General features: G+C 45.1%; 10 protein-coding genes and 1 pseudogene. 7 read left to right on the top strand and 4 right to left on the bottom strand.

From position 1 onward, the window contains the following. The first annotated feature begins 443 nt into the window (after positions 1-443). A complete protein-coding gene (locus BMZ79_RS04765) occupies positions 444-2,474 on the top strand; it encodes a TIM-barrel domain-containing protein (RefSeq protein ID WP_090636992.1) in 2,031 nt (676 codons plus the stop codon). Positions 2,475-3,082: 608 nt separating this feature from the next. Here BMZ79_RS04765 and BMZ79_RS04760 read toward each other — a convergent pair. The 3 genes from BMZ79_RS04760 to BMZ79_RS04750 are packed head-to-tail and all read right to left on the bottom strand — an operon-like array spanning position 3,083 to position 6,896. Continuing rightward, the gene (locus tag BMZ79_RS04760) at positions 3,083-4,162 is read right to left on the bottom strand and encodes a GerAB/ArcD/ProY family transporter (protein ID WP_090636990.1); all 1,080 of its coding nucleotides are present in this window, start codon (positions 4,160-4,162) and stop codon (positions 3,083-3,085) included. Then, a complete protein-coding gene (locus BMZ79_RS04755) occupies positions 4,159-5,337 on the bottom strand; it encodes a Ger(x)C family spore germination protein (protein ID WP_177222011.1) in 1,179 nt (392 codons plus the stop codon). Before BMZ79_RS04755 ends, BMZ79_RS04760 begins: the two co-directional genes overlap by 4 nt. After that, positions 5,337-6,896 (bottom strand): spore germination protein, encoded by a 1,560-nt coding sequence (locus BMZ79_RS04750; RefSeq protein ID WP_090636986.1) that lies wholly within the window; start codon positions 6,894-6,896, stop codon positions 5,337-5,339. The genes BMZ79_RS04755 and BMZ79_RS04750 overlap by 1 nt, the downstream gene beginning before the upstream one ends. Positions 6,897-7,468: 572 nt before the next feature. Between BMZ79_RS04750 and trxB the strand changes: the two genes are divergently transcribed. The 6 genes and pseudogenes from trxB to BMZ79_RS04720 all read left to right on the top strand — a co-directional run bounded on the left by trxB (position 7,469) and on the right by BMZ79_RS04720 (position 12,415). Then, positions 7,469-8,398 carry a thioredoxin-disulfide reductase gene (gene trxB, locus BMZ79_RS04745; protein ID WP_090636984.1) on the top strand — a complete coding sequence of 310 codons (930 nt, stop codon included), beginning with the start codon at positions 7,469-7,471 and terminating at the stop codon, positions 8,396-8,398. Positions 8,399-8,444: 46 nt separating this feature from the next. Then, positions 8,445-8,759, top strand: a pseudogene (trxA, locus tag BMZ79_RS04740) (thioredoxin); the annotation flags it as partial. 174 nt (positions 8,760-8,933) lie between these two features. Then, positions 8,934-9,287, top strand: a complete 354-nt coding sequence (locus BMZ79_RS04735; protein WP_090636980.1) for a DsrE family protein — start codon at positions 8,934-8,936, stop codon at positions 9,285-9,287. Positions 9,288-9,636: 349 nt separating this feature from the next. After that, positions 9,637-10,356 carry a YetF domain-containing protein gene (locus tag BMZ79_RS04730; RefSeq protein ID WP_090636978.1) on the top strand — a complete coding sequence of 240 codons (720 nt, stop codon included), beginning with the start codon at positions 9,637-9,639 and terminating at the stop codon, positions 10,354-10,356. Between the two features lie 730 nt (positions 10,357-11,086). Continuing rightward, positions 11,087-11,365: a thioredoxin domain-containing protein gene (locus tag BMZ79_RS04725; RefSeq protein WP_090636976.1), complete on the top strand. Its 279-nt coding sequence runs from the start codon at positions 11,087-11,089 to the stop codon at positions 11,363-11,365. Between the two features lie 117 nt (positions 11,366-11,482). Beyond that, entirely contained in the window at positions 11,483-12,415 is a 933-nt protein-coding gene (locus BMZ79_RS04720) for a DMT family transporter (protein ID WP_256252549.1), read from the top strand. A 326-nt stretch (positions 12,416-12,741) separates the two neighbouring features. Here the strand turns inward: BMZ79_RS04720 and BMZ79_RS04715 are convergent, their stop codons facing one another. After that, the gene (locus BMZ79_RS04715; RefSeq protein WP_090636974.1) at positions 12,742-12,939 is read right to left on the bottom strand and encodes a hypothetical protein; all 198 of its coding nucleotides are present in this window, start codon (positions 12,937-12,939) and stop codon (positions 12,742-12,744) included. Positions 12,940-13,477 lie beyond the last annotated feature (538 nt).

The following is a 13,477-nucleotide window of genomic DNA, read 5'->3' as shown; positions in this document are numbered from 1 at the left end:
TGACCGCGGATACAAAGCCGTTTTCATTAAGCTAACGGGAGGATAGTAGTATTTCCCCTTCCTATGGTCTGCAAAATTGGGTAATATTAACGTGAGTTGCAAGGGGATATGTCTATGGCTCGTTTTGTCATGTTTTCTTCTTGGATTGTAGTTCTACTTATAGAAGTGTTTTATTTGTATAATACCATTCCTATGGATCTTAGAGGGCGGGAAAACGGTCAAGAGCTTCGAGGATAACATTGATATGATACAGAATCACGAATTTATCGTGAACTATTGTTATTGAACTAACGGGAAACGTTAGTCCAATCAGGACACTTCCTTTGGGTCTCGGCTTTGGCTAGGACATTCCAGAACGTACTTGAACGTAATAGACATGCTGCGGACAATTGCCAGCAGTAATCAGATCAAACTATGATTTTTAAAGGCGGCGACTTTTTAATATGGAGAAGATACAATGTTTTCCAACAATCTGGAAAGTGAAGCTTGGGACGGCAGAGCGACTAACTCCTCATCATTTTTTTGGAGGACAGGAAAACGAACGACTGAAAAATATGGCGCAGCAGACATTTCCGTTTGCTGAAGACGCGCTTTCGGCGAAATCGACTTTGCAAGGGTTTTTGATAACCCTTCCGCTTGGTGAAGATGAGAAGCTTTATGGACTTGGCTTACAATTGCAGTCGTTTGTGCAGAATGGCAAAAGAAAGAGACTGCGTACGAATGCAGATGCCACAAATGATACCGGCGATGCGCACGCACCTGTGCCGTTTTATGTGTCGACAAAGGGTTATGGGATTCTGGTGGATACGAGTCGATGCGTAGAATTCGATTGTGGCGCCACTAGACGAGTTTATTCGGAAAGCAACGAAAGTAAAGAGAAAGAGATTGCAATCCGGACAGAGTCGTTATACAACGAAGAGAAACGCGGAAGCCAAGTATCCATTTTTATTCGAGGCGTGGAAGGCGCGGAAATTTATATCTTTGCGGGCGAGTCGATTAAGCAAGTCGTCGAAAGCTATAATTTATTTTCAGGCGGTGGAGTCCTGCCACCGATATGGGGGCTAGGAAATTTATATCGTAGCTATGGCCCGGCAGATCAAGGTCAAGTGGAACGTCTGCTGGAAGATATTCAGAAAGAAGAGATGCCTTTTTCTATGTTAGGATTGGAACCAGGCTGGCATAGCCACGCATATTCGTGTTCATTTAAGTGGGATTCGAATCGCTTCCCAGACCCGGAGCGCCTAGTACGGAAGGTTAAACGTGCAGGTCTGGAGCTGAACCTCTGGGAGCAGGCGTACGTTCATAAGACTGCCGACTTCTATGAGGAACTGCGTTCGTATTCTGCTGACTATGAGGTATGGGAAGGACTTGTCCCAGATTTTGCGCTACCGGAGGCAAGGAAACTATATGGGAAGCGGCAAGGCGAGCTGATTGATACTGGAATCGGTGCCGTCAAATTGGATGAATGCGATGGGTCGGACTTTACTGGGGGCTGGTTCTTTCCCGACTTCTCCCAGTTTCCGTCGGGAATGGACGGTGAACAAGCTAAAAACTTGTTCGGCGCAATGGTTCAACGCACGATCCAGCAACAATTTGAACAGCGGAATCTGCGTACATATTCCCAGGTTCGAGCCGGGTGGAGCTATGGGGCGCCAATGAGTTTTGTATTATATAGTGATTTATACGATCATGGGCAGTTTGTACGCGGTATTCTGAACGCCGGATTCTCCGGGCTACTGTGGTCTCCCGAGGTTCGACAAAGCGGCAGCGGGGAAGAATTTATCCGAAGGTTGCAGACCGTCGTGTTTTCCCCGCTTTCCATCATTAATGCTTGGATGGTGCCAAATCCGCCTTGGAAGCAGTATGACATTGACCATAATGCACAGGGAATTCTGCTTGAGAACAATGCGCTGCAGGATCAATGCCGTGAGCTGCTGCAACTGCGAAATGCGTTCGTTCCTTACTTGTATGAGGCGTATGCCCGTTATGAGAGATATGGAACCCCGCCTTTTCGGGCACTAGTGCTGGATTATCCCGACGATTCGCAGGTGCATACCATCGATGACGCGTATATGATGGGTGACAACCTGCTCGTGGCTCCTATTTTGAATGAAGGTACCGGGAGATCGGTCTACTTGCCGGATGGCGATTGGTATGATTTCTGGAGTGGTACGCGGTATATAGGCAAGCAGCACATCGTTGTAGAGACAACCCGGATCCCTCTCTTTGTCAGGGAGGGAACGATTTTACCGTTAGCGAGCAACCAAAGCATTACGAAGGATACCATATTTGATCTTGAAATCCGCATATATGGCAGAGAGCCTCGCAAGACCTACCTGATCGAGGATGATTGGATCAGTCTGAATTATAAGAATGGGGAACAGAACCGGTACGAGTTAGCGGTGGTTGATGGAGAACTGAATATTCCGAGGATGGAGCGCTACCTGATTCATTCTCAATCGAGGATCTATTAATTGAACTAACGGGCAGGATAGTTTTTGTTTAGGAGGCTGGTAGTTATTAATATTTCTTAGCTATCAGACAAATAGTTAATGAATTTGACCCAATGGGTGTCGGGTGACAAGAACATAGTAACATTCATAGTCGCATAAATTGCGGCTTCTTGTTTTTATGTTATAAAGTTCTTGTCAAAGTGCAATGACAAAAACTTTATAACATTCCCGATGAGCGACAAGAACCTTATAACATTCCCGACAAATACGGTAAGCGGGATTGTTTGACGAGCGACGGCAGCCGACCTGATAACGATCGGCTGCCGTCGTTGTGCTAACGGGCAGGATTAAGTGGTGGGTTCTGCTTTGGTATGATTAAGGCGAAGATGTACGGAGGAGGACAGTTTAGTGATTCCCGAGTTGCGACTATTAGGCGGATAGTTGAGCGGTACGATGTAAATGTCGCAGTTGGCAAGCAATTCCCGTTCAATGATCGAAGGTAAACTGTCTGTTTTATTTACAGAATTAAGCCGGTCTTCCTGCCTTGCGTGTCTTTCGCCGTTAGCGATATCTTCAAGGAAATGCCGCCCATTGAATCGCAAGAGATTTTGCGCCTCGGAAAGGTACTGTTACATGTATTTTTTCCGAATGGAACCGATAATCCACAATAGTAAAGGAATGCCGACGAGATTTATAGGAAATATCACATCAAGCCAAAACTTCGCGAAATTCATGACATCGCTCGTGTTTCGCGGCAGCAGTGAAATGACAAAAACAATAGGCGCTATCAACCAAATGGTGTGTTTCCATTTTTTTATGTGAAAAAATTGCGCAGTACCGTAACTGGTAATAAAGAAATAAAGGGATGCTTTAATAAATATGCCGATGATCCAAATCAAGACAGTCAACACATCAACGTTTTGGATAAATTCCAATACAGAAATATACGTTGCAGCAGAGTACATCGGATAAATAAATTTTGCCGGCAAATTCGGCCCTAAGACCATAATGATGATCAATGTCATGGCCAAAACGGCGAATGAAGCGACTGCAACCCCGACTAAAGAAGAGACTAGAGCTCGCTCGGGTTTAGTCATAAAAGCGATTAACATGACCACCATAAAGGATTCGGCTAGGAAGGAGGCAGGAGATAAACCTCCTTTAACAATGGTCAACAATCCCGAGTTGGAGTAAACCGGCAGTATTCTAAGCCAGTTCCAATCCTTCACGCTTAATAAAATGACGAGAATACTGCTTAAAACGCTAATAGGACCGATGATTTCGCTGCAACGGCTGATACTTCTTAGACCTCCGGAATAGGTAACATATACGATAGCGACTAACATAATGAGAATGACAATCCAAAGCGGCGTCGAACTAAAAAAAGCAGCGAAAACAAAATCCGCATATTCCCTTAAAATGATTCCGGTCACGGAGACCCACATCAATAAGTAAGGAACCAATATGATTTTTCCCAGCCATTTTCCGAGAATTGACTGAGTGTATTGAATAAAGGTTTTCTCCGGGTAAAGGAGGCTTAATCTAACTGCGACAAATGTAGTGAATAAGCAGATCAGGGCTGCCACGATGATTGAAAGCCATGCGTCTTGTTTGGCAACAAAAGCATCGGACGAGAGGCTGTAAATGGCCGTCATCCCAAATTCCATCGTGAAAATCAGCCAAAACAGCTGATATCCGGAAATTTTCATTTTTTTATATCACCTTCCTTAAATTGGAGCGGCGGCCCGACCAGGCCGACACTTTTTAAATTCACCTTTACATGGACCGTGACTTTTATGTCCCGAAATATCGTATCCCACTGTCCTTTTATTTTGTTCCATTCTCTTGGATGCTGACGATTCAGAGTTTCATTGAAACCAAGTACATCGACGCCATATTGTTTTTGAACTTTAGTGACCATTTCAAGAACATGCTCGCTCGTTTTCTGATTGATCGTGTTCTGCACAAGTTTCAAATTTTTCTGCTGTCTGAGATCCAAATTCGTATTGTTTTCTGAAACATGTCCCACTCCGCTTAGTTCAATCTCCATTTTCACTTTATTTTCCGGGGATATGCTGCTTTTTAGCTTGCTTCCAAAATTCGTAATGACGACGCCGACGCTCCCGCCTGCTTCAGGAATATTTTCCTCTACGTCCAAGTAAGATATTGATCTGAGAATCCACGATCGATAAGCGCTTTCCACAAAATTTATATAGCCGGCTAATTTATAATCGTGGTTAAAAACAGCGCGACCATAAAGTCGGATCGTTCTTTGCGAAGAGTCGCCTTGTACAAGGTCTATTACAGGCAAAGTCGGGCTGCTTCCTTCGTTACTGGAGGCTATCATAAAATCGAGATAGGATGTGCCCGTAATACCTCCAACCGCTTTATGTATTTTGATTGGTGCGATGGCAGGAATTTTCTCCAGAGGGTAGGGAACTTGCAAAGCTTCAAAGCCTGTATTTCCCTTGACCACCAAAATATCCATTCGGATTCGATTGCCCGGATCTCGAGATAACACATCCAACAAATCTTTGATTCCATGTTTAGCCAGGTCCTCTCCTATGTAATAGTTGTGTCGATGACCTCGGTTGATAATGCGAGAAAGTTTTTGTCGTGACTTCTGAATGGCTTCCAGAATACTTTTACCGCTGCCCGTCCCGATAAAATAAGGTTTTTCACCGCCGATTCCTCCTTTTGAGCTTTGCTCAATTCTGGAGGGAATAATGAATTGAGCGGCAGTTAAATACGTCCCATCCTTGTTAAGATCAGCCGATGCGGCAAGATCAAAGACTCTGTCCGTTAGCTCTTCACTATCCCAACAACCTGTGGTTAAAGCGAAACAGAGTATCAGAAATAGGAAAGCTACCGGGCGATGTTTCATTATGCTTCGTCTCCTTGGTTCCCACCTGGTTTTTGACCTTTGGGGAATCGCAAATGATTTTGGGCAGAACCGGATAACGGGAGGGTATGCATATACCATCTGGGCGCGCGAATCAATACATCCTTTAATTCCGTTCTTGATAATGGAGCTATCGGACTTAAATAGGGGACTCCGAATGACTCCAGATTCGTAAGGTGAATGAGAATGAATATAGATGCCATCGTTACTCCATATAACCCGAACATCCCTGAAAAAAGGAGCATCGGAAAACGGAGCATTCGAAATGGCACTCCCATGCTGTATCTGGGGGACATGAGAGACGCAATTCCTGTAAGGGAAACTACGATGACCGTAGGAGCCGATACGATCCCTGCCTGAACGGCGGCTTGGCCAATAACGAGAGCCCCTACAATACTTACTGCCGATCCGGTTGGCCTCGGCAATCGTATGCCGGCCTCGCGCAAGCCCTCGAATAAAAATTCCATCATAAAGGCTTCAATGACCGCCGGAAAGGGAATTCCTTCACGAGCAGATGTGATGCTGAGCAAAAAATTAGTGGGCAACAATTGCGGATGAAACGTCGTAATTGCAACATAGATAGAAGGCAAAAATAGCGAAGTGACAATCAATAGCATTCGCAACCAACGGATGAGGGTAGCGTATAAAAACCGCTCGTAATAATCATCAGCCGACTGAAATACGCTCCATAAGGAACAGGGGACGATTAGCGTAAAAGGGGAGCCGTCGATGAAAATCGCGACTTTTCTTTCCGCAAGGCATGAGGCGACAATATCCGGACGTTCGGTGTTCTGCACTTGCGGGAATAACGTGAACGGGTGATCTTCTATGAACTCCTCAATAAAATTACCGCCAAGGACGGTATCGATTTGAATTTGACGGACTCGTTTTCGAACTTCTTTAACGATCGAATCTTTTGCGAGACCTTCAATGTAGGCGATGACAATAGTCGTCTTGGAAAGATTGCCGACGGTCATGGACTCCATTTTAAGTTTCGTGCTCTGAATTTTCCTGCGAACCAGACTTGTATTCACATTTATGTTTTCCGTAAAACCTTCTCTTGGTCCCCGAATCGTCATCTCATTGGCGGGCTCTTCAACGGCTCGCTGTTCGAAGCCTTTCAATTCGGCACTAACGGCATGGTTTAATCCATCCGTTAGGATAACGACATTAGCGGATAAAATACTTTGTACAATATCATCAATTGTCACCGCTGTTTTTGTTTTTGCGATGGAGACCAGCTGTTGTTCCAAAATCAAATCTACAGAGTATAACTCCCCCCATCCAGGACGGGGAGTTTCTAACATCCAAGGTTTTAGTAAAATGTTATCCAATGCCTTGGTATCCACCAAACCGTCCAAATAAACCAATAAAGTATTGATTTGACCGAAAATTTGTATACGTCGAAAGACAATATCATAACAACCTTGAAATAAATTTCTGAGCATGAGTTCATTCTTATCCAAAGATTTACTTATCGGAGCATGGAGGGCATCATCAAGTAGGATGCCGCTAGAACTTATATTTTGTGTTGTAGTCATGGCATACCTCGGTCATAAACGGATGTTGTGGACGCAACTCTGCATGTCGCAATCGCAAACTTCATTATTCCCTAATCGCTGGGATTTTAGCCGTGGTGTAGCCCGCACAATAGAGGTTGATCGAAAGGGAGGGTATTGGACGAGCTGCAAAAACAAGTGATTCCCTATCTGAACGTGTTCTGCCCCGATCTCGGCGGACCGCTTAGGTGAGGATTTTACCAACATGCGTGAAGACAGCTCTTTGTGTTGATATAACCGACAAAATTATGAAGCGAGTATTTATGGATCTGCTGAGATGTGCGATCCGGAAGAGCCGCAGAGACAATGTGGATTCAGACGACCTTCCCGGCATGCTCCCCAATTGTAATCTAGTTTACAGATAATAAAAGAGTTGGTTGGTAAAATAAAATAGGAATGAGAAAATTAACAGAGATGCTTGGAAATGAGTTTATTAGCCTTATCTAGAATAACCGTATCGGTCATTGGAGGAAACCCTCATAAGGTTTGCATCAAATTTTGCAAACAAGTTAAATGCTCCGTGATATGGATGTAACAGAAGAGGAGGCCTTCCTATGAATTACAAAGCGATTATTATCGGTACAGGTCCGGCTGGTCTAACGGCGGCCATCTATCTGGCAAGAGCGAATGTTGCTCCACTTGTCATTGAAGGAATTCAACCCGGTGGCCAATTGACGACAACAACCGAGGTCGATAACTTCCCTGGGTTCCCAGACGGGATAATGGGTCCCGAGCTGATGGATAACATGCGCAAGCAAGCGCTGCGCTTCGGCGCTACGATTCAGCCGGGACGAGTGACAGAAGTGGACATGTCAAAGCGGCCGTTCACGCTGTTCTTGGAGGACGGAGGTCAATTGACGGCAGATTCGCTGATTATTTCGACAGGCGCATCGGCCAAGAAGCTAGGCATTCCTGGCGAATCCGAGCATATCGGCAGAGGTGTCAGTACCTGTGCGACCTGCGACGGCTTCTTCTTCCGCAACAAGAGAATCATCGTGATTGGCGGAGGAGATACCGCGATGGAGGAGGCCCAATTCCTGACCCGCTTCGCATCCGAAGTTCGCATCGTGCATCGCCGCAATGATCTGAAGGCTTCGAAAATCATGCAAGATCACGCGCGCGGCAACGAGAAGATCGCTTGGAGCCTGAACCGGACACCGCTCGAAGTAACGGCGGGTCCGATGGGTGTAAGCGGACTGAAAGCGCGTAATAACGAAACGGGCGAAGAAGAGCTGCTGGAAGCTGATGGGATATTCCTGGCGATCGGCCACACACCGAATACGGGCTTCTTGGGCGGGCAGCTTCCAACCGATGAACTCGGTTACCTGAAAGTCATGGCGGGCACATCCCAAACCGCCATACATGGCGTTTTCGCCTGCGGTGATGTGCAGGACCGGATTTACCGCCAAGCCATTACGTCGGCAGGCAGCGGCTGTATGGCCGCGCTGGATGCGGAACGGTTCTTGTCCGAGCAGCACGCTTAATATTTTCGAATAACGAGTCAATCAATCATTCCTAAAGGAGGCAAATGCCATGTCAGTTCAACCGATAACAGATGCTATTTTCCAAAATGAGACCGAAACGGGCACTGTGCTCGTCGATTTCTGGGCGCCTTGGTGCGGACCTTGTAAAATAATGGCTCCGGTACTGGACGAACTGTCCACCGAAATCGGCGATAAAGCCAAAATCATAAAAATCAACGTGGACGAAAATCCGGAATCCGCAGCCAAGTATAACGTCATGAGTATCCCCACCTTGTTACTATTCAAAAACGGGCAAGTCGTGAACCAACTAGTCGGGGTGCAACCGAAAGATCGATTGAAAGCGGCTATCAAGCAGGCCTGAGAGTCAGAACAAAATACTCCGGCCGCATTCAAAGCTCGTGACGCTGTTTCTGAGTGCGGAGGCACTGATCGTCGTCGGCCAGAAGGGATTTTTCGAACGAGAAATGGTAAATGCCCCGATTTGCACGACGGCGCCGATCTCGCTGCCATCACAAACAATAAGGAGTGTTCAAGCATGAAAAAAGTAGCGATTATCGTACATGCCACGGAGAATGAAGGGGGAAGAGTGTCTCATGCCCTGCTATACGGACAAGAGCTGCACGAGGCCAATGTCGATGTGAAAATTTATTTCGACGGCCAAGGTACGACCTGGGTCAAAACGCTGGAGGATCCATCCCACATGTTCAATCCCCTTTACAAAGCCGCGAAAGGGCTGGGACTCATCGCCGGAGTTTGCAATTTCTGCGCGAACGTATTCGGTGTCACCGAGGATGTCAAATCTGCCGGCCTCCCGACATTCGCGGATGTGGAAGGGCACCTCAGCATTTCGAAATTGATAATGGACGATTACCAAATCATCACCCTTTAATTTCGAAGCGGCGTAAACACCGTTTGACACAGAAAGATGGGCTACCAAAATCTCATCTCGAAAGCTTATCAAAGCTCCAGTCACTTTTGAAAAACCCTCCTCGATGTAATTGAGGAGGGTTTTGAAATAAACCATCGCCTTGATCGGCAATTATCGGTTTAGCCTTCCGTAAATGGTGGTTGCCCTCCGTTATGTGGGTCTTCGTCATGTACGAATGAAGAAACACATTTGCAAGCTAAATATCCAACAAATGAAAACTAAATAGACTTCCGCTGATCATTGACCTACACGAATAATCTGGAACATTCGGATTACAATAATTGCTGGACATAACAAGCATATCAAAGAGGTGAGGAACATCGAATGGTGGTGGACGGCCGTATCGGCGGTTGGGGCTTATCTTTATCTGCATCTGATTTGCCGAATCCTTGGTCGCAAGGTATTATCGCAGTTCAATTTCTTTGATTTCGCTTCGGCTATTACGATTGGCGCATTGACAGCCCTAGTAGCGATTCCAACGAATGAGTGGAAAAAGGCTGTCGTCGCACTCGGCATTTTCACCGTACTTACCTTAACGCTGGATTACTTCATCCAGAAGTCCCCAGGTTTCCGTGGTTTCGTAAATGCCAAGCCCAAAATGGTCATATACAAGGGGCAAATCGATTCCCAGCAGTTGCGCAAAGCAAGGTTGACCCTTGATGAGCTGCTAACAATTCTTCGCCAAAAAAATGTATTTCATCCAGACGATGTCTACTGTGCCATACTTGAGACCGATGGACAGCTATCCGTCCTGCCTAAATCCGACAAGATGCCACTCACTCTGGGCGATTTGAATCATAAGCCTCCGGAGAAGGGGATGATGAACGATGTGATCAAGGACGGTAACATTATTACTGAAAACCTCCGCCATGCCGGATATAACGATAGCTGGCTTCAAAAGAAGCTCCGTGAGCAAGGAATACAGAGCATCGAGGAAGTGTTCTATGCAGGAGTCGATGGCCAAGGAGCATTGTACGTTTCGATTCGAGATAGGGCTGGCATTGAGAGTGGTAATATTTATATTCAATAAAATGTAAGGGAAGGAGCAGCCAGCAGCTCATGGTTCGTTGTTCCTTCCTTTTGCTTGATGTTTTTCTACGGAAATCCAGCAAAATACGTAAACGGAGTATGATGTTCAGAGTATAAACCTATTCGAAAAATGATTTGAGCTCAAACGTGGAGCTAACGGGGAACAATAGTTCAAACGATACTTGCAATCCTCTCTTTGACAGCTTTCAGTGCCGCGGAAGACCGATTGAATCCGTTATTTTTCTCCTGTTTGCTGCCGTAGGGTCCGGATTCATTGAATTGTTGTGCTGCGAGCCGTCTTCAGCGATTCACCGAGGGTGAATACCGAAACGGCCAGCAGTACAAGATCCTTCGACAGAAATTGTCCCGGAAACGAGGAAACCGTTAAAGATAGACCACCGGCGTTTAACAATCAAACTACTCGCGTTATTTTCTGCTCTTAGGTGAGGAACATAACAAGTTATGGGATATTACAACCGAAATTCTAAAAGCACTCGTTCCTGCCGAACAATTTTCTTCGACTCAGGAAAAAATGAACGGATTTCGAAACGGATACGGTACAGTATTTTTCTTCGAATACCAGTCAACTATTGATACTTTGTTTAAAGGTTAACATCCAACAGAATCGGCATCTGTCATCTATATTACTGAACTCCGATTTTTTTAGAATTATTATCATGCTATCAAGTTAAAGCTGCGGTAAAGCGACGCATTTCGTCCATCTGGAAACCATGGATCTCTTTCTCACAAATGGCGGGCGAAATCAGCCGATCGCGGTTTTCTTGCATGCGTCCGGAGATGTTTTAGGCAGATGGGGAGCACGCCCAGCTTATATCCAGGCTGTGATGGATCGCTTTAAAACGAACAATCCTGACAAGGAGGAAGCCGATTACAAGGAGAAATTGAACCAAACCTATGGGGAGATCGGAGAGCTCTATCAAGTTAGCAATGATTATCAGCATGTTATTCTTCATGAATTAAGGGATTTGTTTACGACCTTTTCTTCGTGAATTTTATATCTATCTGGAGCGGGGGTGACCGGACAGCACCACTCGTTCTGATTGATCGATTTTAGAGATAGTGTAGCTAACGACAAATTAACCTAAAAAAAAAGAGAAGGTGGAAATATGGTGAAATATAAGGCTTGGACATTTTTGATCGGAGCTAATTTGTTTTGGGCTGGTAATATCATTTTTGGAAAATTGATTGTTGCTGAATTCCCTGCTGAATGGACAGTCTTTCTAAGATGGGTCGTCGGACTGATTTTTCTTATTCCCATTGCCCAATTTATTGAAAAGCCTTCATGGGGTCAAATATGGAGGAATAACTGGGTGTTGATCATTTTGCTAGCTATTTTATCCATTGTGCTCTACACCTATCTCTCATATGCCTCATTGCAGTTCACATCTGCGACCAACAGCGCTCTATTTACTACCCTTGCACCTGGCTTGATTGTCCTCTTTTCGTTGATTTTCCTGAGAGAAAAAGTAAGTACCTTGCAGTTCATTGGATTAATCTCCTCGTTTATTGGGGTTATGATTGTGTTAACGAAAGCTAACCTGCAACAGTTGTTTCACACTCAGTATAACGAGGGCGATGCGATCATGTTATTCGCTGTCTTATGTTGGGCTGCTTATTCATTGCTTCTAAAAAAAGCAAGAGGCATTCCGCCTGTGACACTGGTTGCGATGATTGCGTTGGTCGGTGCTATTCTGATGATTCCTTTATTATTTTTACATCCGATTCACTCCGGCAAGATCACTTCTTTGGGGATCGTAGCGGTACTATACATGGGGGTGTTTCCGTCTGTCGGTTCGTTTATTTTTTGGAATCAAGGAGTTAAGATACTAGGTGCGAGCAAGGCCGGCATAACGATGAATTTGATTCCTGTCTTTACAGCAATTATTTCGGTTATCTTGGGGCATGCTTTGGAGATGTCGCAGATACTCGGGGGAGTCTTGACGATTGCAGGTATGTTATTAATTGCATTAAAACGGAAACAGGTATCACAGAATAGCGCTCCCGTCGGTCAACAGCTTGGTCTAGAGGAAACAATTTAATATCTGTAACCATCTTCAATTCCGTTTTGCAACAGCTGGGCACTTGAAGGCAACTATTCTTGAATCCAAAGAAAGATTGAACTTATTTTTTATAAGGAAAAGGGTACTTGATCCTTTAATGAAACCTGATGAATTGGCTCCTCAATTTTGTACACATCATTTTGAACAGCGGGAAGTCTCGATTGAGCTATTTCATTGTCTCTTCATAACCATGATTAAGGGCAACTCGAAGCATAGGCGATTACAAATCTGAAGTAATGTGCCCACAGTTTCAGATAACCTTTCATATATAAAAACGACCGGAGGCGAACTCGTTTCCGGTCATTTTAATTTCGGGCCGAATCGGCAGGCCCGACGCCTCCATCTTGATAAAAGCGTCGTTCCGCCGATAGAAAGTCTCCGCCGGTCAGTTTATCGAAATCGAGAAAAAGCGTCTTGACCTTCTCGCCATCAAAAGTAAAAGGCCGACGCAGGGTATAAACCCTCTCGTCGGCCGCTACGGCTTTCTTATTTTCTTCGCTCATGGTATCCCTCACAGTCCAAGGACAATTGGCTTATCTTTCTGACGATCGGGAATTCCGTAACCTGACGACGGTACTCATCGGGCCTACCCGGGCCGGCAAATCGACACTGATCGGTAACCTCAGCCGCGGAAATGTTGGATAAGCCAAACGGTGCTCTATTATTTACGACTGGAGGCGCTGCAATCCACCAAGTACCGACGATGGGTAATGTCGGAATTGCAATTTCAGGACTTCGTAATTATATCTTAATTTGAACAGCGAATTATCCGACAAAGGTATTTATGCTGGTCATCTATCGATTGGAATTTGGATGCAACCTAATTCAGGAGTTCAGGATAAAATCGCTGATATTTGGTACGACATGTATTCCAAGAGAGATCGCGTTGAAGAGTTTATAACAGAAGACAAAATATAATTAATCGAGGTAAAAATGTGAATATCACTATTTTTGGTGCAAGTGGTGCAATTGGACAACGTGACAAGAACATAGTAACATTCATAGTCGCATAAATTGCGGCTTTTTGTTTTTATGTTATAA

It is taken from the genome of Paenibacillus sp. UNC496MF, from assembly GCF_900113915.1.
In the GTDB taxonomy this organism is placed as follows: Bacteria; Bacillota; Bacilli; order Paenibacillales; family Paenibacillaceae; genus Paenibacillus_Z; species Paenibacillus_Z artemisiicola.
Note: the sequence above shows the minus strand (reverse complement) of the source record. Positions and strands in the feature narration are given on the sequence as shown.

Excerpts from the sequence above, each read along its gene's own strand:
- BMZ79_RS04765 (WP_090636992.1), top strand. The coding sequence starts at position 444 with ATGGAGAAGATACAATGTTTTCCAACAATCTGGAAAGTGAAGCTTGGG.
- BMZ79_RS04760 (WP_090636990.1), bottom strand. The coding sequence starts at position 4,162 with ATGAAAATTTCCGGATATCAGCTGTTTTGGCTGATTTTCACGATGGAA.
- BMZ79_RS04755 (WP_177222011.1), bottom strand. The coding sequence starts at position 5,337 with ATGAAACATCGCCCGGTAGCTTTCCTATTTCTGATACTCTGTTTCGCT.
- BMZ79_RS04750 (WP_090636986.1), bottom strand. The coding sequence starts at position 6,896 with ATGACTACAACACAAAATATAAGTTCTAGCGGCATCCTACTTGATGAT.
- trxB (WP_090636984.1), top strand. The coding sequence starts at position 7,469 with ATGAATTACAAAGCGATTATTATCGGTACAGGTCCGGCTGGTCTAACG.
- BMZ79_RS04735 (WP_090636980.1), top strand. The coding sequence starts at position 8,934 with ATGAAAAAAGTAGCGATTATCGTACATGCCACGGAGAATGAAGGGGGA.
- BMZ79_RS04725 (WP_090636976.1), top strand. The coding sequence starts at position 11,087 with ATGGATCTCTTTCTCACAAATGGCGGGCGAAATCAGCCGATCGCGGTT.
- BMZ79_RS04720 (WP_256252549.1), top strand. The coding sequence starts at position 11,483 with ATGGTGAAATATAAGGCTTGGACATTTTTGATCGGAGCTAATTTGTTT.
- BMZ79_RS04715 (WP_090636974.1), bottom strand. The coding sequence starts at position 12,939 with ATGAGCGAAGAAAATAAGAAAGCCGTAGCGGCCGACGAGAGGGTTTAT.